Genomic DNA, 21,465 nt, shown 5'->3' with positions numbered 1-21,465 from the left:
AATGAAGGTACGGATTGGTATGGTAGTTCTTGTTAACTTTCTGTAAATCTAAGTTAAAATTATTCAATACGATAACGTCTTGATAAATCCTTTGTAGACATGAATAAGTATTTAGGTTGATGCTTTTGCATAGATTCTCTAGATAATGTAGTCGCAGATAAAATATAAATAAAAATAAAGGTCGCCTTCTTAAATAGGTGATACAATTTACTTTTAATATCATGGGTTTCAAAACCAAGTCTTCTGCAGCCACGGTGGAGGGTTGTAATTCCAATCACAGCCTTTAAGTGGTCCTTTTCAGGATGTTCTTCAATATAGGAAGCTAAGGCTGGTAATGCCGTTAACACAGCTTGAAAAATATGCCTTCCTCTTTTTATTTCACACTGGACTTCATGTAGCTCTTTTAATAGCTTTGCATTGTGAAGGTGAATTTTTAACAGCCTATCGTTTTTCCGTATAACAGTTCCATCAGCAAGAACAACTTCTCTTCCTTTATATTTAGTCACTCGAACACGGAAAATTAAGTTTTGCTTTAAATCATCCTGAACATATGTCAGCCTCGTAAATGAATAATAAATTGGATCAAGTAAATACCATATGGAAAGCAACCAGCTTTTCATGACGTTACTCACGACACACTTCCCCTTCTTTCAATGTGTTGATATCATTTTCACCAATTATATTGTCATTTATTTTGGGAATTTAAGGGAGCTTAACATAAAAACACTTATTTATCTCATACTATAAGCACTATTATGGTTAAGGAGTTCATTATGCCCAAGGTTCTATTCTTCCCACTTTTACAAATACCTTCTGGTCATCATCAGGTCATTACAAGCCTTTCTGAGCAGTTTGATCAAAGCGGTTTAGGCATCCAGTATAAAAGTGTAGAATTGCTAAGTGCTGCAAACAACCAGCTTGAACGGTTAATCTCCACTGTTTATTTAAAATGGATTGACACACTCCCCTCTCTCTATCACTGGATCTATGTTCAATCTGTTTATCGTTCCTTACACAAGGAAAAAAGATTCATTCATTATGAATGGCTGTTTTTATCTTCGATGCGTCGTTTAATTCACGAACATCAACCAGATTTTATAATCTGTTCGCATGCTCTTCCTTCTTATTTATCATCTAGACTTAAGCAAAATGGAGAGTGTTCTGCCAGCATTATTAATGTTTATACTGACTTTTTCATTCATCATATATGGGGTACAAAGCAAGTGGATGGCCATTTTATATCAGTTCCAACCATGAAGGAGTATTTACTAACTAAAGGAGTCCCCGAACAATCTATATATCAAACTGGAATTCCGGTTCATTCTGAATTTCAAAAGCAAATCAAACATGAGGGTCCTAAGAAGAATGATTTTACCGTTTTATTATCTGGGGGGAGTTTAGGGGTCGGGAAAATTGAACATTTGCTTTCCAGGATTCCGGTTGAGGGAAAGATTCATTACTATGTTCTATGCGGAAATAATAGTAGCCTTTATACAAGGCTACTAAATAAACAACACCCTCGAATTACACCCTTCCCGTATATTACATCGAAGAAACAAATGAATCTAATTTATCATTCAGTTGATGCAGTCTTAACAAAGCCTGGTGGAATAACAATTAGTGAATGTCTGACCAAACGATTGCCGATTTTTATATATGATTATCTTCCCGGACAGGAAAAAATCAATGTGGATGTATTAAGCCAGAATCAATTAATCACGATCTTGCCAATTAATGAATCCATTCATTTTGAAGACAAGCTATTAGAAAGGTTGAATTCAGGAGGTTTTGTAGGTCAGCATTCTAAGAGAATGGCCCGATATCATCAAGAAATCAGCCATTTTACTGTCACAGATTTCATAAAGGCATCCATGGGATAGAACGCTATAAACGATTCCCTTGCAAAACTACTTGCTGAATTTGGATATCAAGAACCTCACCTGATTGAACATAAACAATGACTAAATCTCCGTTTTTTGTTTCTAATGCAAAACAATCATCCTTATATGATAGAAGCTGTTCACCTAAATGGTAGACCTCTTGAATAATCTGGTTTTCCTCAATTTCTTCTCTTTGCAGATAGGATAAAGGAAATCTAATCACAACTTGTTGATCATTAATATTGGCTCTAAGCATAAGAACACTCCTAAAAGAAAGGTTTCTATCATCTTATGAAGCCTCTATAAAAAGTAGTCATGATTTAGGTATAGTTCCGTCTAAATTGGTGACGCTAAACTTGATATAGTGAAAGGGGAGTTTTTTATGTCAGAACCATATAATGATTTAACTCAGGTAGCAATGTCAGTTAAGGCAGCTCAAAAAATGGTAGGTACCGCAACAATGAGTATGGACCGGGAACAACTAGAAGAAGCCGGGCAAGCCATTCAGGATGCAAGAGCTCAGCTGTCTCATGCACTTAATAACAAAACGGGTGTAGACCAGGACTTTCTTAACGAACAAGATCTCTCACTCACTCAATGTGAACAGCAATTAAATGAAGCAAGGCAATAATAAAACAAAAACTTCAGATGGTAGGATGTATTCCTTACCAACTGAAGTTTTTTTATGAGAGGATTTTTCCGTATTCTTTTAGCTTTTGGCCAACCGTACATTCCTTAATACAAAATTTATGAGCCTGGCATTTCCCATATTCCTTTTTGAAATAAGAGTGAAGAAAGCAATTCTCACAAAAAGTATCTAACAATTCACTTACTTCAATAATCGTCTTCCGCTGTCTCATCTAACCCGGCTCCTCTCTATTCCGATCGATTGAGATGACTTGACACCATGACTCCTTGTAACGCTTGTGTAGCTAATTGATCGGCTTCTCTATTTTCCTTTCTTGAAATAGCCGTATACGTCGGTTTAATTCCAAGCTCCTTTAGCTTTTCTTCAATCCGATCCAGCCATCTGTTAAACTCATCCTCAAAGCACGGCCATTCACCTGATAATTGGTTTAAGACTACCTGAGAATCGCCTTTAAAATGAACACCTATATTGCGTACACCTAACTCCTCTAAACGTAATACACCGTTCCAGAAGGCGGCATATTCAGCCTCATTATTGTTGTCTAATTCATCCAGTACACTATTCTCTCTGATTCGATAATCTTGATTATTTTTTGTGTAATAGATCGCGATTCCAGCCCCAGCCTTCTTTGTCTCTAGGTCGTACCCACCATCAAAGAATACCTCGATATGATGAGGTTCTTCTTCCACTTCCTTTAGAAGTTTTTCAAATTCTTTTTTCGTCCACATGGTATGTTGTTCATCATAGAACACTAAGTCCTTCGTACGCCCCGTTTTCAGAAAGTCCTCAGAAATTAGTAAAGCTTTTTTTGCTGGTATTGTTTCAGTTGTTAACGTTATTTCTTGGTTCTTTGCTGTTTTATACTTCCATTCAATCCAAACATTCACCCTACTTCATCCTCCAAAACCTTAGTATCTACATTTTCCCTTACTTTTTCCTGCTTATTCATTATTCTAAACAGTAATTGTATATTCCTCTTCAATATAAGAAAAATCAATGATATAGTATTTTTTATGGATATTTATTAAGGAGGTTATCACTTGATCGAAGTGTATATAGATGGAGCAAGTGCTGGTAACCCTGGACCCTCTGGCGCAGGTATTTATATAAAAGGGAACGGTGTATTAGAAAGGCACTCCATCCCTCTTGGCGTTATGTCAAATCATGAGGCAGAATATTACTCCTTAATAAAAGGATTAGAAATTTGTCTTGAAAGACAGTTTTCGATTGTATCTTTTCGAACGGATTCACAGCTCGTGGACCGGGCAATTGAAAAAGAATATGTAAAAAACAAACAATATATTCCCTTGCTAGAGAGAGCATTAGAGCTAACCAAACAGTTTGATTTGTTTTTTATGAAATGGATACCTAGTAATCAGAATCAAATCGCTGATGAGCTTGCTAGAAAAGCAATAAGAGATAATCAGTAACAAAAGAAGGGAATTACAGTATGAAAACTCGTTTACTTGCTGACAGTATATTACTTTTTGTTGCCTTTATATGGGGAGCAACCTTTGTTCTAGTACAACAAGCTATTTCTTTTTTAGAACCGTTTACCTTTAATGCAATCCGTTTTTCATTGGCTGCCATTATTCTAATGATATGGTTTTTTATTTATAAACGAGACCAGCTTTCGGCAATTAATATTAAGTTTCTCCTAGCTGGATTTTTTATCGGAATGAGTCTTTTCTTAGGATATGCGCTACAAACAATGGGGTTATTATATACTACATCATCAAAAGCTGGTTTCATCACTGGTCTAAGTGTCGTATTAGTGCCTTTACTATCCTTGCTTATTTTAAAACAACGACCGCGTTCCATTGCTATTATAGGCTCCATTATTGCAGCTTTTGGTTTATTTATGCTAACGGTTGGAGATACCTTTTCATTGAATATAGGTGATTTGATGGTTTTAGGCTGTGCATTTGCATTTGCTATGCACATCATCTTAACTGGAAAATATACAAATGCATTTCCTACGCTGTTATTAACGATCGGTCAAATTCTAGGTGTAGCGTTATTTTCTAGTATATGTGCCTTTTTATTTGAGGATTGGCAAAGAGGCTTTAACCTTCAAACTTTAGTGAAGAGCGAAGTACTGATCGCACTACTAGTTACTTCCATTTTAGCCACTGCATTTGCATTCTTTGCTCAAACAAAGCTTCAACAATATACCACGCCGACACGGGTTGCGCTCATTTTTGCAACGGAGCCCGTCTTCGCAGCAATTACTGCTTACTTCTGGGCAGATGAACGATTAGGATGGATTGCCGTGTCAGGGTGTATATTTATCTTTATTGGGATGATTTTATCAGAATGGCCGAGTAAGAAAAAAGTGGTTCAAGCTACTGTTCAAAGTGCTTCATAAAAAGATAAACTCACTTCACACAGAATACCGTGGAGGACAGTAAAAAAAACAGGTGAGCTGACTTACCGAGCTTTAAAAGGTATAGCACTTTAAGTAAGTGGAAAGATCACACACTAAGAACACTTGGATTTTCCCCAAGTGTTCTGTTTTTTGGTTTTTTCTTATTGAAGGTCGGCTTCAATTAAAGTGTAACAATAATCGGACCATTTTTTGTAATGATAATTGTATGTTCCAATTGGGCTACAAAGCTTTTCTCTGTAACATAGGTCCATCCGTCTTCTTTTTGGAATACTTCTTCTTCAAAGGTCGAGATAAATGGTTCGAATGCGATAACCATCCCCTCCATTAATAATTCATCATCCCATGTATCATTATAATTATAAATGTGGTCAGGTTCTTCGTGTATAGTACGTCCAATACCATGTCCTGTTAGGTTTTTGATAACAGTTAATCCATTCTCTCTCGCTGTTTGGAATACTACTTTTCCGATTCCGCTTTTTTTGGAACCAGGCTTTGCTTTCTTGAGCCCTGCTTCAAATGCCTTTTTAGCAACGTCGCATATTTGGGTTAGTATTTCTTCTCCTTTCCCTACTACAAACGAGATTCCTGTATCTGCGAAATAACCATTTTTGGAACCAGATACATCTATATTTACAATATCTCCTTCATGAATAACCCGTGGGCTAGGAATACCATGTGCCACTTCTTCATTCACACTAATGCAAGTGTAGCCAGGAAAATCATATTCACCTTTTGGTGCTGAAACTGCACCTGCTATCTTAAAAAGTTCTCTGGCTATATCATCAAGTTCTTTAGTCGTTATGCCAGGAATTGTTCTTTGTACCATTTCATCTCTAATGGAGGCAACAATTTTGCCTATTTCCTTCAAACCATTAAAATCTGCTTCTGTTTTTGCAATCATCGTATATCCTCACTCACTTTTTACATTTATTGTACGAAACGTAACGCTAAATGTAATTAAAATCTATTAACCTTCTGTTGTCATGTTATCAGATAAAATTCGCTGTGGCATAATTAGATAAGAATTTGCCTTCCTTGCTTTAAGAACTTTAAACAGTTGCTCTTTCATAGAGGTTTGGCATGTTACCTCCAAAAAAACTTCACTTTTACGGTTAGCAAAAAGCTTTATTTTCTTTTTTTGGAAAGCTATTTCGATTAATAATCCCAAGCAGAAACCACCTAACAAGCCCAGTAAGCCCCAAATAACTGGTCCCCAGTACCATACGAATCCATAGATCGTTCCAAGAACCATAAATATTGTTCCGCTAACCATAGCTCCATCCAGAACACTTCTACCATCAGCCCGATGAATAGAGTCAAGGATAAACGTTTGGGATTCAAGGTTTTCAAAAGGCAATGCAATAATATTCTTCGACGGTATTCCCATTGTCTCTATATCGTGAATGGCCATCTCCACAAAGGGTGTGTGTTCAAAAGTGGCAATGATTTTTACTGAATCCTCATCTAGCGTATTTTGTCTTTGTTGTGCCAAATTTTCATCCCTCACTCTAAGGTAGCGTGCTTGTTCAATATCGTATAATAAATTGTTCTCATTTACAGCCGTATAGCCATGATATATGGAAAATACATACATAGAAGGTATGAAAAGAAACCATTGCCAGTCTACCATTCCAGTTGCATTGCTAAAATCCCCAGTAAACGAATAAAACCATGCACCAATCATGTGGGCTTTATAAGTAACAAAAATCCACCATCCCAAGATCAATGTGCCCGCAATCGTATGACCACTATATAATTGTCCTAATCCAGGCGATAAAGTTGACCATACCGCTGCTAACCAGGGTTTTCTCTTATGTATAACAACTATGTCCAAGGCGCTAACATTGGAAGGTCCAACAGGTGCATCTTCCACTTCGGAGAGTATATGACTTTTGCTTATTTCAACAGCAGAGCGATAGCTATCCCAGATACTAAATATATATGCTCCCATATAAAGCAGAACCCACTCCTCATTTATGACAGACTTTGCCTCATCGAACCGACCAAGCATGGATAAAGCTATACCAAGGTTTAAATTGGACTGAGTATTTACCACAAGCTCCCAAAGAATTAAAATAAAACCTGGCAGGTACCTACCTATAAATATATGCCCAAATCCAGGAAAGGTAAATGACCACCAAGCTGCCACCCAAGGAATGCGGGGATAAACAGAGTTGCCTCCAAATGTAGATAATGCTCCTTTTGCATAGCGAGGTCTGATGGTAGAAGAAAGGAACTTCTGATGGGGCATTGCTTTTTCTCCCTTCGGATTTCTATCTTATCATAGATTTTCCTGAAATTACCTTTCTATTCATTCTCTCTTCTTTAGGGATTGTTTTGGTGTGAACCAATCTTCAGTTGTTTGTTCTAACCTCTTTTGCATTACTTCTGACATTTGGACTGAATTTCGATGTCCACCTCTTTGTAATTGATCAACGTTGTTAGTTAACTCTTTCAGTTAGCATAAACACCAAAATCTAGACTTTATCTTCTAGCTATCATCTCGATTTCAACCTGTGCACCAAGAGGGAGGGACGACACTCCTATAGTAGTACGAGCAGGATATGGCTCAGAAAATTGTTTAGAATACACTTCATTCATTGCAGTAAAATTATCCATATCAGTTAAAAACACATTCACTTTTTGCACATGATCAGGAGTTAACCCTGCAGCTTCCAATACACTGAAAAGATTCTTAAAACATTGATTTGTCTGTTCTACAATATCACCTTCTACAAGCCTACCCGTCTTTGAATCTACTGGGGTTTGCCCAGACAGAAATATTAAATCTCCTGATTCTACTGCATGTGAGTAAGGTCCAACAGCAACAGCATCAGTTGCATTAAAAGCCTTTCTTGACATATAAACTCCTCCTAATAAACCTATTAGATTTTGTGGTATACGTAATACATAGGGTTCTCCATCACTTTTCTACTAAATTTATTCCCTACTTGAAAACGTTAACCAACCGTGTAGCAAACCAACTTAATCATTCTATTCTAATGGTTTCAGCAAATCCCCTATTAATTCATTTGATATGCTTAATGCTTCTTTTCTGTTTTTTGCTGGTGCAGAAATTACTAGCCCGTCTTCAGGCTCCCATTTATACGAAGGATTTCTTCTTTCCGATTCAGCTAATTCATAAACCATAATACTTAGTTCACTAAAATCTCTATTTATATAAAGATTACCATAGCTTTTGTGGTTATTTGGTTGGGAATAATCCCTAAAAAATAAATTACCGCTGTTACCAAGAAAAACAACTTCTACTTTTTTATGTTCTATTATTATATTTGTTGGCACCTCTCCTTTAATATCAATGGTTCCTTTAAAACGATCTTGATTAAATATTTTTTTATATAAACTCCCTTTTATTGTTATGATAACTTTTTCATTTATCTGGATATTTTCTCCTCCAACTCCGTATACGAATCCATCAAATACATGGTTGATTTCCTTTGGAATGGAGGACCAAATTCCGAAACTAACTAAACTTACAAAGCATATGAAAACTATAAACATCCTCTTCCTTTTTATAGTATCATCCCCCTTAATATGATCTGAACCCTTTGTATTTGTATTCTTCAAGATACTCTCTATAAATCTCCCCTCTAATTCAACAAGAATGGCCACTTATCCTGCTAGATAAGTGGCCATCCATTAAACAACTTCTAATTATTGATTGATAACACCATTGTCTAAACTCCATAGTCTCTTAACCTTCACTAATAGTTCTCCATTAAACTCCATCCTATAAATATCAGGTTTAGAGGTGCTATGTAGGAACTTCAAGTCATAATTAGGATCGAAGAATCTCATCATTAATGTCATAACAGCCCCGTGAGACCCTACTACTACTTTCTTATTTCTAAAGGTAATTAGTAATTCTTTTAATACTTTAACAGCTCTTTTTTGACAATCTGCATTTGATTCTCCACCCTCTAAAGTAAAATTCCACTCTAAAAAGGATTTCTCTAGCAGTGGAAGCAATTCTTTATCAGATATTCTAGTGTCCTCAGAAGAGAATTTCCTCTCTTTTAGATCTTCAAATACTAACACTTCTTTACCTAGTTGTTTAGCTAACTTTTCGACAGTTTGAATTGATCTTAAGTATGGACTAGAAACAACTGCATCAATATGCTCATCTTTTAAAATGGCAGTTACTCGTTGAGCATCATTGTAACCTTTTTCGGTTAATTCTCTTGTTCTTTCAATTCCTTCCTTTGGCGACTCCCCGTGTCTTACCATATAAATAAACGTACTCATAATTTTCTTTTCCCCCAAGCGCTTCCTCAAATAAGCCTCTTCATTTTCTAGTGAAAAAATGATTTATTTGTAACAAAACCATATGAACCAAGCAATATTTGTATGAGGCTAATTACTAAAAATTGTACCGTTGCTAAATACCATTCTCCCACCAATATAATTTGCATTATTATGCAGATCAAAAATAATGCTCCCATAAAAATTGTAACTATAAATATTTTATTATCTTTTATAATTAGTCCATAAATTAAAGCGATAGCATTACCAAGTCCAAAAATTATAATTGTAAATATGGCGAAACCTACCCAATCATTCAAGAGCAGCATACCTTTCCATTCTTGTGGAAAGGTAGCGAAAACTCCACTTCCTGAAAACATCATTACGCTTATATAAAAAGCCCCTATAGACAATAAAAAATTATAAAGATTAGTAATATTTTTAAGTACCATTCTTCCTCCTCCTTTGATTTTCACTTTAGGAACAGGTGAAGAGTTCCATTTGAACTGTCATTGCAGATAATTTTATGAGTTCAATTGCATGATTAATACTTTTCTAATAATTCCATAATATTACATAATTTATTGTTTATCAATGTATTTTTATTGAATAATATTAATTACATATTTATAAAGAGATTTGATATTAATTACAAATAAGAATTCCTTTACTTAAATGATAACGGCCACTAATCCTGCATAGAAAAGTGGCCGTTATTAGTTTATTATGGTATCAGTTATTCTCTAGTGTAATTTTAACAAAGAAGAAACGTAAAATATTTTTCATCACTCGAATCTAATGGATTATTCTGGTAAACTATAGGAATTACTACTTATAAGGAGAAGGGAGGGTTACTTGAGTGGACGTATCATTTACAGTAACAAAATGGGATGAAAAATCACTTCATGACAATGGTGATGTTTTCCCTATTAATATTGCTCACGTTGAATATGAAATTGATGGTGAATTAAAAGGAAAAGCTTTAGTTGAATACTTATTATATTATTTAGAATCCAATTTAAACGATGGTCATTTGGCCACTGCAAAAATCTCTGGATTCCTTCATTTTGAAGGAACTTATATGGGAAAACAAGGGACATTTACGGCAATAGAACAGGGATTATTTGATAAAGGGCATCTAGATTCGCCCGGAACAATCTTTAAAGCGACTGGTGACTTAGAAAGCTTGAAGGGATCCTATAATTATAAGTTTGCTGGTCAAACTAGTCATTTGATTCTAGAATTTGAACTCTAACAAGAATACTCTAAGCAGAGTAGAAAGGACATTCTTGATTCCAAAAATGTCCTTTTTCAACTACTTGTTACTCACTTAACTTCTTATAAGTTATGTAATAAAAAATAAGAGACCAAATCATATGCGATTTGGCCTGTTAATTAGTGTTCTTGATTGTTTCTCCACAGTATTGGTAGAGATTTCTTCTTTATATGATTCCCTTTGCCTCGGCATATTGAAAAGCTGTCTTACGGGTTGTGATGTCCTCACTTTTTAACTGCTCTAATAAAGCGACAAAATAACTTCCATCAAAATGCTTCTGAGCTTTAAGTGTTATTTCGATTGCGGCTATAACCTGAATATCATTTGTTCCTGAATATCTTTGTCCAAATGAAATAAAGCCTAGCTCTTCTTCCCCAAAAATAAATCCTTTTTGCTTTAAAAATTGTAAGTATTCTTCTAGCTTAACCACCGTTTTCCCCATCCTTACTCTTACTGCTCAATCAATATCTTTATTTTTTCGTTAGAAAGTGACCAATTGCACCTGTAAGCAATCCTAGTATAGCCCCACCGAGCACCTCTTCAGGCTGATGGCCTAACATTTCTTTTAATTTTCTATCTTTTTTATCATGAAAGTGATGATCTGCTTCACCTTTCATCTGTTCTAGTTCCTCTTCCATATCGTTAACCAACAAAGTTAATTCACCTGTTTGTCTTCTAATGCCTTGTGCATCATACATGACAATCATTCCAAATACAGAGGCAAGAGCAAAATCAACTGTGGGTACTCCTTTTTTTAACGCAATAAACGTTGCTAATGAAGTAACTCCAGCAGAGTGAGAGCTAGGCATGCCTCCTGTTTCGACAAACGTTCCCCAATCCCATTGCCCTGTTTTTATCTTTTTTAACGGTATTTTTATAAATTGAGCTAAACCTATCGTTGTGATCGCCGTTACCATTCCTTTATTCATGTCTTTCACCTCAACATTAGTTTCTAAGTTGTGATGAAAAACTATTCATGTTACCCAATATTGTTCCTTACATATTTGGCTTCCGTTCATCAAACAATAGAAGTGGAGGTGAGTAACCATGGCACAAAAAAATGCTAACCGCGGAACTGAAGCGTTCTCTGGTGTTAACCCCCAAGGATTTGGTGCAGATATTCGCACACCAGACCCTAAGACAGAATTAGAGAATAAAGCGAAAAAAGATAACACAAAGATTTAATAAAAAGGAGGAATGGGGTTACCCCATTCCTAATTAACCTAATAAACGGTCTAGTCCTTTAAACTCAAGCTCCCGAAATGTTGTAAGGGCACGTTCTTTATTTACTTTATATTCAGCATCAGTTAATGTACACTCAACTGGTACTTCGCAATGAATCCGCGCTAGTCGATGAGATAAATGAAGCATTTCTAAGCTATCTTCAATCTTCTTTTGCTGTGATTTCGTTAACTTTGAAAGATTTTCTAAGATACCTTCAATGGAATCAAATTCAAGTAAAAGTTTGATTGCTGTTTTCTCACCAATTCCTTTTACTCCAGGATAGTTATCACTCGGATCTCCCATTAAAGCTTTAAGGTCAATCATTTGGATTGGCGTAATTCCTTTTTCCTCCATTAATCGATCAGAATCATACACATCATAGTTACCAAAGCCCTTCCGAACTATTGCAACAGAGATATTTGAATCAATTAATTGAAAAATATCTTGATCTCCAGTTAAGATTGTTACTTTGTGATCCATACTACTATATTGTTTCGCTAATGTTCCGATACAATCGTCTGCCTCATATCCTTTTAATCCTATATTAGGTATATCAAAGGATTCTACTACTTCTTTTACTAGATCAAATTGCGGAATAAGTTCTACTGGTGGCTCCGCTCGGTTTGCTTTATAATCTGAAAATTCCTCTGTTCGGAAAGTCTTACTTCCCATATCCCAACAACAGATTACGTGACTTGGATTAAAATGCTCGACCGCTGTGAATAAATGTTTAACAAACCCATGGATCCCGTTTGTTGGGATACCCTTACTATTTATCATGAAATAATTGCTAACTGCAGTTGCAAAGAATGCTCTGAATAATAGGGCCATTCCGTCTACTAGCAAAATTGATTTATTGGATTGTTCCACTTTAACACCTCATTAAATAGTTAATAACAACTTGTCCATTATACCATATATATGTGGTTCATTGTGGGGACTTCTATGACTTTCCACCTATTCTAAAATAGAAGGGGCTGGGACGAAACCTAATACACGGTCTGAAGACGAATAATCTCTAAATTAGTCAACCTATCAAATATAATACTGTTTTCGGTTTCTTTCATACTTATTAACCAGTTAAGCTGGAAAAACAGGGTTGTTCCATTGCGCTGCAGGCACTCGCTTTCCGCGGGGCGGGCGGTGAGCCTCCTCGGCTTCGCATGCGGGGTCTCACCTGTCCCGCCATTCCCTCAGGAGTCGAGTGCCTTCCGCTCCATTCCACTAAGTTATAAAAATAGTATGCAAATTAAACAATTTAAATGAAGGTAATAAATAAAAACCCGAACTAGTAGGTGAAAGATACATCACAATATCACCTACTTGTTCGGGTTTATCACTGGTTGAAATACTTATGTCCCAGACTCTTTTAGCACTCTTTTAGCTATTCTTGACCTTCAGGAAGAACACGCTGTACTTCTATATCATATGCCCTTAGTGCAGTATAAATTCGGCGTTTATTTAACTGAACCTCTTTAGTAACAGGTAAGTTAAAGGTATCACCATTTTTAAATTCAAATACGAGATCTCCCTCAAACATTACCCCATTTTTTACGATTTGAAGTTGCTTGGCCTCTTCTACATCCTCCCATTTATAGGTAGTTTCAGTAAATTCAGTTAACCCCCTACTATGGATTCCTTCTTCATTTAAATAAAAGTAATTATGAAGAGATAGGAACATGACAAGTAGCCCTGGTAAAATTAATAGATAAAAAGGATACAGTTTGACAATCTTATCCGCCATTAATTGTTTGTTTTGGTAAATAAGAAAGGCAATAATTAATAAAGCAAACCATACAAGTGCTCCAGCAAAAATAAAATAATTAATCTTAGGTGTTGCAAAGAACCAAGATGGTACTTTATTTATAAACATATCCTGATATGTATAAATAGCAACAAATGGAACAATTAAACATGATAATACAAGAACAATCGAAAGCATTACAAGAAATGAAGACCGGTCAAATTGCTTCTTCTTTTTAGTAATAGTATAACTAGACATATGTGATTCTCCTTCTATTTACTTCTTAATCATTTTATCAGAAATCTTCCAAAAACAGGAGATAAATATTGTGAATTTTCCTTTTTCTGAAACTCTGTTAAAGTTTGTTGTTGATTTCCGTTCCAGAACACTCGCTTTCCGCACTTGCACAGGATGTGCTGGCTTCTGCGTTGCTCACAGGACGTGAGCGATCTTAGCAGAAGTTCCTTTTAGCCTCCTCGGCGTAAACGCCTGTGGGGTCTCCTTCACCACGCTTATCCCACAGGAGTCTCGCGTTCTTCCACTTCAATCAACTCTGTTAAAAGTCAATATTGTACTTTAACATAGACTTTCTGAAAAAATAAAAGGTCCTATCCACTTTAGATAGGACCAGATGTATGTTTTTAGTTTTTCATGTTACTACAGTAAGGTTTACTTTTTCTTAGAGTTTGCTTTTGCTGCCTCTACTTCTGCATATGATGTGAATTCTTGTTGATTGTCTTTTTTCGCATTATTGTTACGCTGTGCATTCGCATTTGCATTTTTCGTTCTGCCCATACTATCATCTCCTTTATTAGCGTTCAAAAAATAGTATTCCAAGTGATCAGGAAAATATGACGGTACAGGCTATAACTAACTTTCACTGAATTAATCTAAACTTCACTTTGACATATCTAGTTAAGTATTAATTTTTAACCCAGATTGCCTTTGTATAAGCAATTTTCATTCCTGCTCTCTCCATGTTGCGATGGCTAGTAGAGCCAAATTGCGCTTGTCCCAGTATATAGACACATTTATTGTGAATGGCTTGATTCATTCTTGCCTTTATCAGACTGCTTTGGATACCCTTTTTTGTGTATTCTGGTAATGTCGCAGCAGCGGCTAAGGTTGCTATTCGGTTTTTTATAAACACAACAGCTACTCCTACATGTACCTCACCCAGACTCGCCAGATAAAATGTCCAGTCCGGATTCCCATGAAGCACCTGATTATTTTGCGCTACATCTTCCACTAAGAAGGGAGGCATTCCGAATCCTTTTACATAGAGTTCAGCAAACACCTGAAATTCATCCCCAGCTAATTCGCGGATGGAAAGATTATGATCGTTTGGTTCAAGGTTTGTGTTGTCCAGGGATTGGTACAAGGCTGTGTGAAAATCATTTTGATAATAGCCTTGTTTACTAAGATACATTAGTAGTTCGGGTGATGTATGTCCGGGAGTTAATTCAAAACGAACAGGAATGTTCTTTTCGTTGTAAAAGCTCAAAATTTCTTCTACGAACGGTTCATCTCCTGCTCTTAATCCTTTTACAGTATTGTAGGATGGCCCAGGAATTTGTTGAACAGAAAAGCAAGTAGCATGTCCAAACTTTTTTATTTCAACCCCCATTGGATTACCAGTTAACGATTGAATAGCAGTTAGTCTAGATTCAAACATTTCTATTTCAGCATTCTCAATCGAATCTGCTAATTCTCTATTCATAACAGTAGTTTTCATATAGTCACTTCCTAAAACTTTTTAATGGTTCCACTTATTAGCGGTGGAACCCACCTTCTGAATGAATAATTTGACCTGTCAGCCATTTCGCATCTTCACTTACCAAAAATCCGATTACATTAGCTGCATCCTCCGGTAAACCGATTCGTCCCATTGCAAATTTAGGTTGAAGCTGTTTCCTTATCTCATCATTCATCCAGGTTGAATCAGTCGGTCCTGGGTTAACGGCATTTACTGTGATTCCGATTGGTCCAAGCTCAATTGCTAATGAACGAGTAAACGCTGAGATTGCCCCTTTAGTGGCAGCATATGCTAGTTCACCAGGCATAGCTCCTATGTCTTGACCTGATGTTAGATTAATAATTCTTCCATTTTTAAGCTTTTCCTGTTGAAACTGTCTGGCAAATTCAACACTTAGTAAAAATGTTGATCTCATATTCACCGCGTAATGCTGATCTAATGAGCCAGCATCAAGCTCTAAATACCCACCATTTATAGAATGAGCAGCATTATTAATTAATATGGTTGGGTTACCTAAAGAGGCTGTTGCTTCTTTTAAAATCGTTTGGGCAGCAGTTGGTAGACTTAAATCAATTTCAAGACATTCACTTCTAACCCCGTGATCTGTAAGCTCTCTCTTAAGTGTTTGAGGCCTTTCTTTTTCAGCATTCCAATAGGTAAAAAAGATATCAATTCCTAGGGACGCGAGCTTGTGAGTAATAGCAGTACCGATGTCGTTTCTATGGCTAGCACCAGTTACAATGGCAATTTTTTGTGTATGTATCATTGATTCTCCTTATTATTTGAGTCATCGTTTCTAAATAAACTCTGCTAAAGTTTGTTGTTGATTTCCGTTCCAGGACACTCGCTTTCCGCGGGCGGGTTCGGGAGCCTCCTCGGCGCTTCTCGCCTGCGGGGTCTCCTTCACCACGCTTCTCCCGCAGGAGTCTCGCGTCCTTCCACTTCAATCAACTCTGCTAAAAATCAACACTGTAATTTAACAAAGCCTTTAAATAAGTTCTATTGATCCACATGATGAACATTCTCCTAACAAAGAGTTATATAGGTAATATTTTACAGTATCAGGAGGATAATGTGCTATATTTTTTCAGTGATTCACTCTTTTAAGTAGGCTCTGTTAAGCTAGAACCAAATAAAAAATCGAGCAAGAAACCAATGTAGTAGTCTCCTGCTCGATTCACATTTATTATTTTTTTCCAACCGGATTATCTTCGTACGTAATCCAATCACTCCAGCTTCCTAAGTAAAGCTTAACATCTTGATATCCTGCTTCTTTTAGTGCTAGTACATTGGGACAAGCGGTAACTCCGGAACCACAGTACACAATGACTGATTGCTCTTTGGATAGATCTTTAAATCTCTCTTCGTGCTCCTTAGGATGTTTCCAAGTTCCGTCTGAGGCAATATTTTCTTGCCAGAAGTAGTTTAATGCTCCTGGGATATGTCCTGCTTTTTTATCAATCGGTTCAATCTCACCCTTATACCGTTTTTCCTCTCTTGAATCAATTAACGCTGAGGCATTAGTGTGTAAATTATCCTGTACATCCTCTACATTTGCTAATAAATGTTTTTGGATGTTAGGCTGGAATTCTCTTTTTTGGAATTCCTTCACTTCTGATGATAAAGGTAAGCCTTGATTTTTCCAGCTTTGGAACGATCCATTCATTACATAGACCTTTTCATGCCCTAAGTATTGGAGGAGCCACCAGCATCTTGAGGCCATTGCACCGTTTTGATCATCGTATGCAATGACGGTAGTTCCTTTGTCAATTCCAAGGCTAGCCAACGTCTCACTCAATTGCTGACTATCTGGTAATGGATGACGACCACCATGTGTATTTACTGGACCTGATAAATCCTTTTCTAGATGAAGATAGACTGCATTTGATAGATGACTTTCTTTATAAGCCTCTATACCAGCATTGGGGTCATTTAATTGAAACCTGCAATCAATGATTCTTACTTGCTCATCATTTAGATGTTCTACCACCCAATCAAAGGACTTTAAGTGAGACATTAACGACTCATCTCCTGCTTTAAGACGTATTCTTTTACCATCTCAACTGTTACAAGCTTTCTTTGAGGTACGACTCCCTGTTTCGCTAGATTATTAATTTCAGCCGTTACACGATTAATTGGCTCAGTTGAAAAGCTCGAACCTTGTTTGCATAATGAAACAGCTTCCTCTATATACATTTCACGTAGTTGATCTAATTGTAAAAAGTTCTTTAAAATCTCATGTTGCTTAGTTGAATGCTTTGTTATCGCATGATGGACACTCATTCTTTATTCCCCTTTCCTAAATAAACCCCGCTTCTCCATAAGCTTTTTGACTTGCTCTTTAGGAGTCCAGCAACTAAATTGGTAATGCGGTTTGGTTTCATAGCCTAATCGTGAGCAACGATAGGACATGTTTCCTTCAGTTTTTTCAGTTATATAATGAATACATGTAGCACAGGCATGAAAGGACTGTTGTTTGATTTTACTCTCCCCCTATCATCCTAAATCATGTGCGATACTTGTTTTTCTATGGTTCTTAGTTCTTCAACATCCATCTTATCAGACATTACATCAAATAACCCTTCAAAATAATGATTTACTTCTGTAATGGAGTGCTGCTCCCATTTAGATATTTGGTCCATAAAGATATCTACATAATAAGTAGACATTCCCTTCAACTGACCCTCTAAATAGTTACTAACAGGCTCTTGTAACAGTTGATCTAGCTCTTCTCTCAGCTTCTTTTTACCATTGTTTTCGAAAAACGTTTTGGCATTTTTAAAGCTGGAAAGTGGCTTTGCTAATTGCTGCTGATCTAATGTTTGAGTAATTGATGACAGTTCAGGAATTTCTATTTGATCAGGTGTAATAAATGTTAACGCTAATCCCTCATGAAATTCACTAACTCTCTGATTTGCTTTTTGATGGACAAACTGTAATTGATTTTTGATAAACCCTTCTGCTCTTACACTTGTCGCTCTTAGCTCTTGTAGTAAATCAAATGCTACAAACTCTAGTAATTCCTCCAAACAGTCAACTAGTGCTTGTTTAATATTTTTATTTTCATCTGAAAGAACAGACGGGTGGAAGGACTCATTAAACATATCTGTGAAACGTAGGAACAGACGTTGTTTAACATAATAGAGTAATTCCTTTAATTCCATCTCGATTGCTTTCTTAGAAGAACTCGTGTCAACTTGCTTTAGATGTGCTACGATTTCTTGCTGTTCTGCCTCTAATCGTTTCTTTCTCGAATCCTTTTCATCGTTACCGATAGTTGCCATTTGAATATATTCTTTGACCACTTGGTGAACTCGCTTGAGATCTAATTGAGCAGACGTAACCGTTAGCTCTGTTAACTCATGCTGAATGAAATGCTTAAACTCATCCTCGAATTTTACAATTCCCGAGTCCTCCATCACCGATTGATCTTGGACCGCCTGCCCTTCCTTTTCCTTAAGAGCTAACAAGCTTGAGACTGGATACAATCTAGGATTACGAATTCCATAGGACACTAGTTGGGTATTCACATAATTTTGAACGACCTGTAGCTCCTCTACTGACGAAGCAAGATCTGCTGCATTAATCATAAAGAACATTTTATCTAACTCAAATGCATCCTTTACACGACCAAGCTGAATGAGGAATTCTCGGTCTGCTTTTGAAAATGCATGGTTATAGTACGTCACAAATAGGATTGCGTCTGCATTTTTAATGTATTCAAATGCAACTCCTGTATGTCTAGCGTTAATTGAGTCAGCACCAGGTGTGTCTACTAACGTAATACCCTGTTTTGTCAGTTCACATTCATAATACACCTCAATCCATTCAACAAAGCAGGATTTCTGCTCATTGGCAACAAAATCCTTAAAGTCTTCCAAGCTCACAAATTTAAGTTCACCTAAGTCATCCTTTATGCTTTGATAGCCTTTTAGAACAGCGTTTAAAAAGCTATAATGCGGCTTTTGCCTAGGGTCAATATGCTCAAGCTTAAGAATATGTGGAATCTTTTCAATCGCCTCTGATAGGTTCGTAAACGTATAATGGAAAAACTTTAATGAAAAGGCTAAATCGGTTTCAAGCTGTTTCAAGTCCTTTAGCTGAACACGAACCGTTCCATGAGGAAATTCCTCTGTTACTGGCTTTATTTTATTTATGGTAGCTGTAGTTGGATTTGGGGATACAGGTAAAAGCTTTGTACCCATTAATGCATTGGCAAATGAAGATTTCCCAGCACTAAACGCACCAAATAAAGCAACTGAGAATGATTGATTTGATAGTCGACCAGCCTTTTCTTTAAGCTGTTGGACAACAGTTTGAAGTCCTTTTAACTGTTGAACAGACTGGGTTACCGTATTGATTTTGGATACCATTTCTGAAGCATCTACTTTTCCAACCTGAGCCTCTACTTGAATGTGCTCATTTGTCTCTGCTTCTACTTCCTGCTTCTCGCTGTTTTTCTTGAAACTAGTACTCACAGATCCCTTTTTATATTCAAGCGAGTTTAGAAGTTCCTGCTTTTCTTCTTCAAGATCCTTTTCTGGTCCCTGATCCAACATATCCATTAGCAAATCTTTGGCAAGCTGCAGTTCATGATTACGTTGCTGTAGCTTTTGAATGGCTACTTTATAATCACTGTATTGAGCAAGCTCCTCTTTAAGTGTCTGTGTTTTTCCTTTTATCTCAATGGAAAGCTCTTCTAACCATCCATCAAGAATGTGTAACGCTTCTGCTCGATATCTCTTTTTACACTCAGCAGCGACATCATTAGTAAAGTTTAAAATGGCATCTCCTGTTACTTTTGCCCCTTTTTTCACAAGATCTCGTACATCAGCTGGTTCAATCGAAACATTCAACTGATAAACATCGTTCAATAAGCCTTCATGTAATCCATTATTCTTACAAAACTTAGTCAGTACATCTTTCACATGCCAATCAATTTGAGCATCTACTTTTTCCATTAAATCTTTATAAAATGCCTGTAAACGGTCTTCTCTTTCCTTTTCCGTTTTTTGCTTAGAAAAGATGAGCCCTACTTTAAATTCTGGCTGCTCACTTTCTAAAAACTGTTTTGCCAACTCTCTTGTTTGAAAGGGCATGATGTAAGCATTGTCTAGTAATTTTGTCAGACCCTGCTGAAATTGAATTCTAGATTGTTCAACTTCAGAATCCAGTTCATTGATGTCATTTTCAATTTCTGTTATTTTCTTTGAGATATTTTGTCTTTCTTGACTTGTTAAGCTTGAGAGCTTTTCTTCCCATGCTAAAGCTTCATCACTGCCACGATCCTCGAGCCATTCAATATGGTCAATAATAAGAGTCTTCGCAGAATCGATAATTCCCTTTATAAAAGACTGATCTCTCGTGTCCCATACAAAGGTAAGAAGCTCCTTTAACTCTTTTAGTTCATTAATGGATAGATCCTTGTCTCTTAAACTGGTATAGAAAATACCATTTGGATGAACTCCCCAATCGTGAAAGGCTTGTAGCACTCCATCTTGAAACTCTTTAAAGGGAAGCTCAGTTTCTTGATGTTTATCAACCTGGTTGATAATTAAATAGAGCGGCTTATTCATTTCTTGAAGTTTTTTCGTGAAATGGAAACTTACCTCTGATTGGACATGGTTGTAATCCATCATGTAAAAGATTAGATCCGCCAAGTGTAGTGCTGATTCAGTCGAGATTCTATGTGCGTCATCTACTGAATCAATACCCGGTGTATCGAGAATGGTCACATCACTTGGAATAAATGTTGATTGAGTCCCAATCTCCACCCATTCTACTAAATCCCCATCCATACAAAAACTTTTAATTTCATTGATATCATACGGAGCCGGAAATTCGACTACTTCTCCATTGAATAAGTACACTCTAGCCACTTCTTCTCCAGAGCGAACCTTCACTAAATTGGCACTCGTTGGTATCGGACTTGCTGGAAGTATTTCTTGTCCAGCTATTTCATTGATCATGCTTGATTTTCCTGCTGAGAAGTGACCGCAGAAACCGATACTGTATTCACGGTCTGAGACCTTTTTTACTAATTGCTTCATTTTTTTAGCTAAGTCAGTGTTCCCTGCTTTTTTCAGCTCTAAGTATAGTCCTGTTAGGTTTGTTAGTAAGTCTTCTTGAGTCTTTATTTGAATTGATTCTAGCTTTTGATTCATGGCGTTCAATCCCCTTTATGCCGTTAAACATTTCTAATAATTCATTTTACTGCAAATAGCATGATTTTCATATAAAAAACAACTTAAAAAGGCTAGAGTTATTTCTAGCCTTTCAATTAA

At 36.5% G+C, this 21,465-nt stretch carries 27 protein-coding genes; 6 read left to right on the top strand and 21 right to left on the bottom strand.

What is annotated here, in order from left to right:
- Positions 1-59 precede the first annotated feature (59 nt).
- Positions 60-632 (bottom strand): YkoP family protein, encoded by a 573-nt coding sequence (locus M1D60_RS08115; RefSeq protein ID WP_456278655.1) that lies wholly within the window; start codon positions 630-632, stop codon positions 60-62.
- 141 nt (positions 633-773) lie between these two features.
- Here M1D60_RS08115 and M1D60_RS08110 point away from each other — a divergent pair, with 141 nt between their 5' ends.
- A complete protein-coding gene (locus tag M1D60_RS08110; protein WP_456278654.1) occupies positions 774-1,880 on the top strand; it encodes an MGDG synthase family glycosyltransferase in 1,107 nt (368 codons plus the stop codon).
- 4 nt (positions 1,881-1,884) lie between these two features.
- Here the strand turns inward: M1D60_RS08110 and M1D60_RS08105 are convergent, their stop codons facing one another.
- Positions 1,885-2,136: a hypothetical protein gene (locus M1D60_RS08105; RefSeq protein WP_456278653.1), complete on the bottom strand. Its 252-nt coding sequence runs from the start codon at positions 2,134-2,136 to the stop codon at positions 1,885-1,887.
- A 126-nt stretch (positions 2,137-2,262) separates the two neighbouring features.
- On the opposite strand from M1D60_RS08105, the gene M1D60_RS08100 reads away from it, so the two are divergent.
- Positions 2,263-2,511, top strand: a complete 249-nt coding sequence (locus M1D60_RS08100) for a DUF2564 family protein (protein WP_456278652.1) — start codon at positions 2,263-2,265, stop codon at positions 2,509-2,511.
- Positions 2,512-2,563: 52 nt separating this feature from the next.
- On the opposite strand, the gene M1D60_RS08095 is transcribed toward M1D60_RS08100, so the two are convergent.
- Positions 2,564-2,740 carry a zinc-finger domain-containing protein gene (locus M1D60_RS08095; RefSeq protein ID WP_456278651.1) on the bottom strand — a complete coding sequence of 59 codons (177 nt, stop codon included), beginning with the start codon at positions 2,738-2,740 and terminating at the stop codon, positions 2,564-2,566.
- Positions 2,741-2,756: 16 nt separating this feature from the next.
- On the bottom strand, positions 2,757-3,416 hold the full coding sequence (locus M1D60_RS08090; RefSeq protein WP_456278650.1) for a reverse transcriptase-like protein: 660 nt from the start codon (positions 3,414-3,416) through the stop codon (positions 2,757-2,759).
- A gap of 153 nt (positions 3,417-3,569) precedes the next feature.
- Here M1D60_RS08090 and M1D60_RS08085 point away from each other — a divergent pair, with 153 nt between their 5' ends.
- Both M1D60_RS08085 and M1D60_RS08080 read left to right on the top strand, forming a co-directional pair.
- Positions 3,570-3,959 (top strand): reverse transcriptase-like protein, encoded by a 390-nt coding sequence (locus tag M1D60_RS08085; protein ID WP_456278649.1) that lies wholly within the window; start codon positions 3,570-3,572, stop codon positions 3,957-3,959.
- A gap of 20 nt (positions 3,960-3,979) precedes the next feature.
- Positions 3,980-4,897, top strand: a complete 918-nt coding sequence (locus M1D60_RS08080) for a DMT family transporter (protein WP_456278648.1) — start codon at positions 3,980-3,982, stop codon at positions 4,895-4,897.
- A gap of 181 nt (positions 4,898-5,078) precedes the next feature.
- Here M1D60_RS08080 and map read toward each other — a convergent pair whose 3' ends face one another.
- The 6 genes from map to M1D60_RS08050 all read right to left on the bottom strand — a co-directional run bounded on the left by map (position 5,079) and on the right by M1D60_RS08050 (position 9,633).
- The gene (map, locus tag M1D60_RS08075) at positions 5,079-5,819 is read right to left on the bottom strand and encodes a type I methionyl aminopeptidase (RefSeq protein ID WP_456278647.1); all 741 of its coding nucleotides are present in this window, start codon (positions 5,817-5,819) and stop codon (positions 5,079-5,081) included.
- Between the two features lie 66 nt (positions 5,820-5,885).
- Complete coding sequence (locus M1D60_RS08070) at positions 5,886-7,169, bottom strand: hypothetical protein (protein WP_456278646.1); 1,284 nt, start codon at positions 7,167-7,169, stop codon at positions 5,886-5,888.
- Between the two features lie 233 nt (positions 7,170-7,402).
- A complete protein-coding gene (locus tag M1D60_RS08065; protein ID WP_456278645.1) occupies positions 7,403-7,780 on the bottom strand; it encodes a RidA family protein in 378 nt (125 codons plus the stop codon).
- A 132-nt stretch (positions 7,781-7,912) separates the two neighbouring features.
- Entirely contained in the window at positions 7,913-8,551 is a 639-nt protein-coding gene (locus tag M1D60_RS08060; protein ID WP_456278644.1) for a hypothetical protein, read from the bottom strand.
- 42 nt (positions 8,552-8,593) lie between these two features.
- Positions 8,594-9,184, bottom strand: coding sequence for a histidine phosphatase family protein (locus tag M1D60_RS08055; protein WP_456278643.1), 591 nt, complete (start codon positions 9,182-9,184; stop codon positions 8,594-8,596).
- Positions 9,185-9,231: 47 nt separating this feature from the next.
- Positions 9,232-9,633, bottom strand: coding sequence for a hypothetical protein (locus M1D60_RS08050; protein WP_456278642.1), 402 nt, complete (start codon positions 9,631-9,633; stop codon positions 9,232-9,234).
- A gap of 407 nt (positions 9,634-10,040) precedes the next feature.
- Here M1D60_RS08050 and M1D60_RS08045 point away from each other — a divergent pair, with 407 nt between their 5' ends.
- Positions 10,041-10,436 (top strand): DUF3224 domain-containing protein, encoded by a 396-nt coding sequence (locus M1D60_RS08045; RefSeq protein WP_456278641.1) that lies wholly within the window; start codon positions 10,041-10,043, stop codon positions 10,434-10,436.
- 187 nt (positions 10,437-10,623) lie between these two features.
- Here M1D60_RS08045 and M1D60_RS08040 read toward each other — a convergent pair whose 3' ends face one another.
- Positions 10,624-10,887 (bottom strand): DUF6123 family protein, encoded by a 264-nt coding sequence (locus tag M1D60_RS08040; protein ID WP_456278640.1) that lies wholly within the window; start codon positions 10,885-10,887, stop codon positions 10,624-10,626.
- Positions 10,888-10,927: 40 nt separating this feature from the next.
- The gene (locus M1D60_RS08035; protein WP_456278639.1) at positions 10,928-11,386 is read right to left on the bottom strand and encodes a divergent PAP2 family protein; all 459 of its coding nucleotides are present in this window, start codon (positions 11,384-11,386) and stop codon (positions 10,928-10,930) included.
- Positions 11,387-11,504: 118 nt separating this feature from the next.
- Here M1D60_RS08035 and sspL point away from each other — a divergent pair, with 118 nt between their 5' ends.
- Positions 11,505-11,642, top strand: coding sequence for a small, acid-soluble spore protein L (gene sspL / locus M1D60_RS08030; protein ID WP_456278638.1), 138 nt, complete (start codon positions 11,505-11,507; stop codon positions 11,640-11,642).
- Between the two features lie 33 nt (positions 11,643-11,675).
- Here sspL and M1D60_RS08025 read toward each other — a convergent pair whose 3' ends face one another.
- From M1D60_RS08025 to M1D60_RS07985, 9 genes are all read right to left on the bottom strand, one after another.
- Positions 11,676-12,512: a 5'-3' exonuclease gene (locus M1D60_RS08025; RefSeq protein WP_456279389.1), complete on the bottom strand. Its 837-nt coding sequence runs from the start codon at positions 12,510-12,512 to the stop codon at positions 11,676-11,678.
- A gap of 553 nt (positions 12,513-13,065) precedes the next feature.
- A complete protein-coding gene (locus tag M1D60_RS08020) occupies positions 13,066-13,683 on the bottom strand; it encodes a hypothetical protein (protein ID WP_456278637.1) in 618 nt (205 codons plus the stop codon).
- Between the two features lie 411 nt (positions 13,684-14,094).
- Positions 14,095-14,220: a hypothetical protein gene (locus M1D60_RS08015; RefSeq protein ID WP_456278636.1), complete on the bottom strand. Its 126-nt coding sequence runs from the start codon at positions 14,218-14,220 to the stop codon at positions 14,095-14,097.
- Between the two features lie 127 nt (positions 14,221-14,347).
- Positions 14,348-15,160: a GNAT family N-acetyltransferase gene (locus M1D60_RS08010; RefSeq protein WP_456278635.1), complete on the bottom strand. Its 813-nt coding sequence runs from the start codon at positions 15,158-15,160 to the stop codon at positions 14,348-14,350.
- A 37-nt stretch (positions 15,161-15,197) separates the two neighbouring features.
- Entirely contained in the window at positions 15,198-15,947 is a 750-nt protein-coding gene (locus M1D60_RS08005; protein WP_456278634.1) for an SDR family oxidoreductase, read from the bottom strand.
- Between the two features lie 420 nt (positions 15,948-16,367).
- A complete protein-coding gene (locus M1D60_RS08000) occupies positions 16,368-17,198 on the bottom strand; it encodes a sulfurtransferase (protein WP_456278633.1) in 831 nt (276 codons plus the stop codon).
- Positions 17,198-17,464, bottom strand: a complete 267-nt coding sequence (locus M1D60_RS07995; protein WP_456278632.1) for a YpbS family protein — start codon at positions 17,462-17,464, stop codon at positions 17,198-17,200. Before M1D60_RS07995 ends, M1D60_RS08000 begins: the two co-directional genes overlap by 1 nt.
- A gap of 3 nt (positions 17,465-17,467) precedes the next feature.
- The gene (locus tag M1D60_RS07990; RefSeq protein ID WP_456279388.1) at positions 17,468-17,662 is read right to left on the bottom strand and encodes a hypothetical protein; all 195 of its coding nucleotides are present in this window, start codon (positions 17,660-17,662) and stop codon (positions 17,468-17,470) included.
- 20 nt (positions 17,663-17,682) lie between these two features.
- Positions 17,683-21,345 carry a dynamin family protein gene (locus M1D60_RS07985; protein WP_456278631.1) on the bottom strand — a complete coding sequence of 1,221 codons (3,663 nt, stop codon included), beginning with the start codon at positions 21,343-21,345 and terminating at the stop codon, positions 17,683-17,685.
- Between the last annotated feature and the right edge of the window lie 120 nt (positions 21,346-21,465).

The organism is Bacillus sp. AK128 (assembly GCF_053903075.1).
The sequence above is the reverse complement of the archived record's forward strand: the minus strand, read 5'-3'. Positions and strand labels throughout refer to the sequence as shown.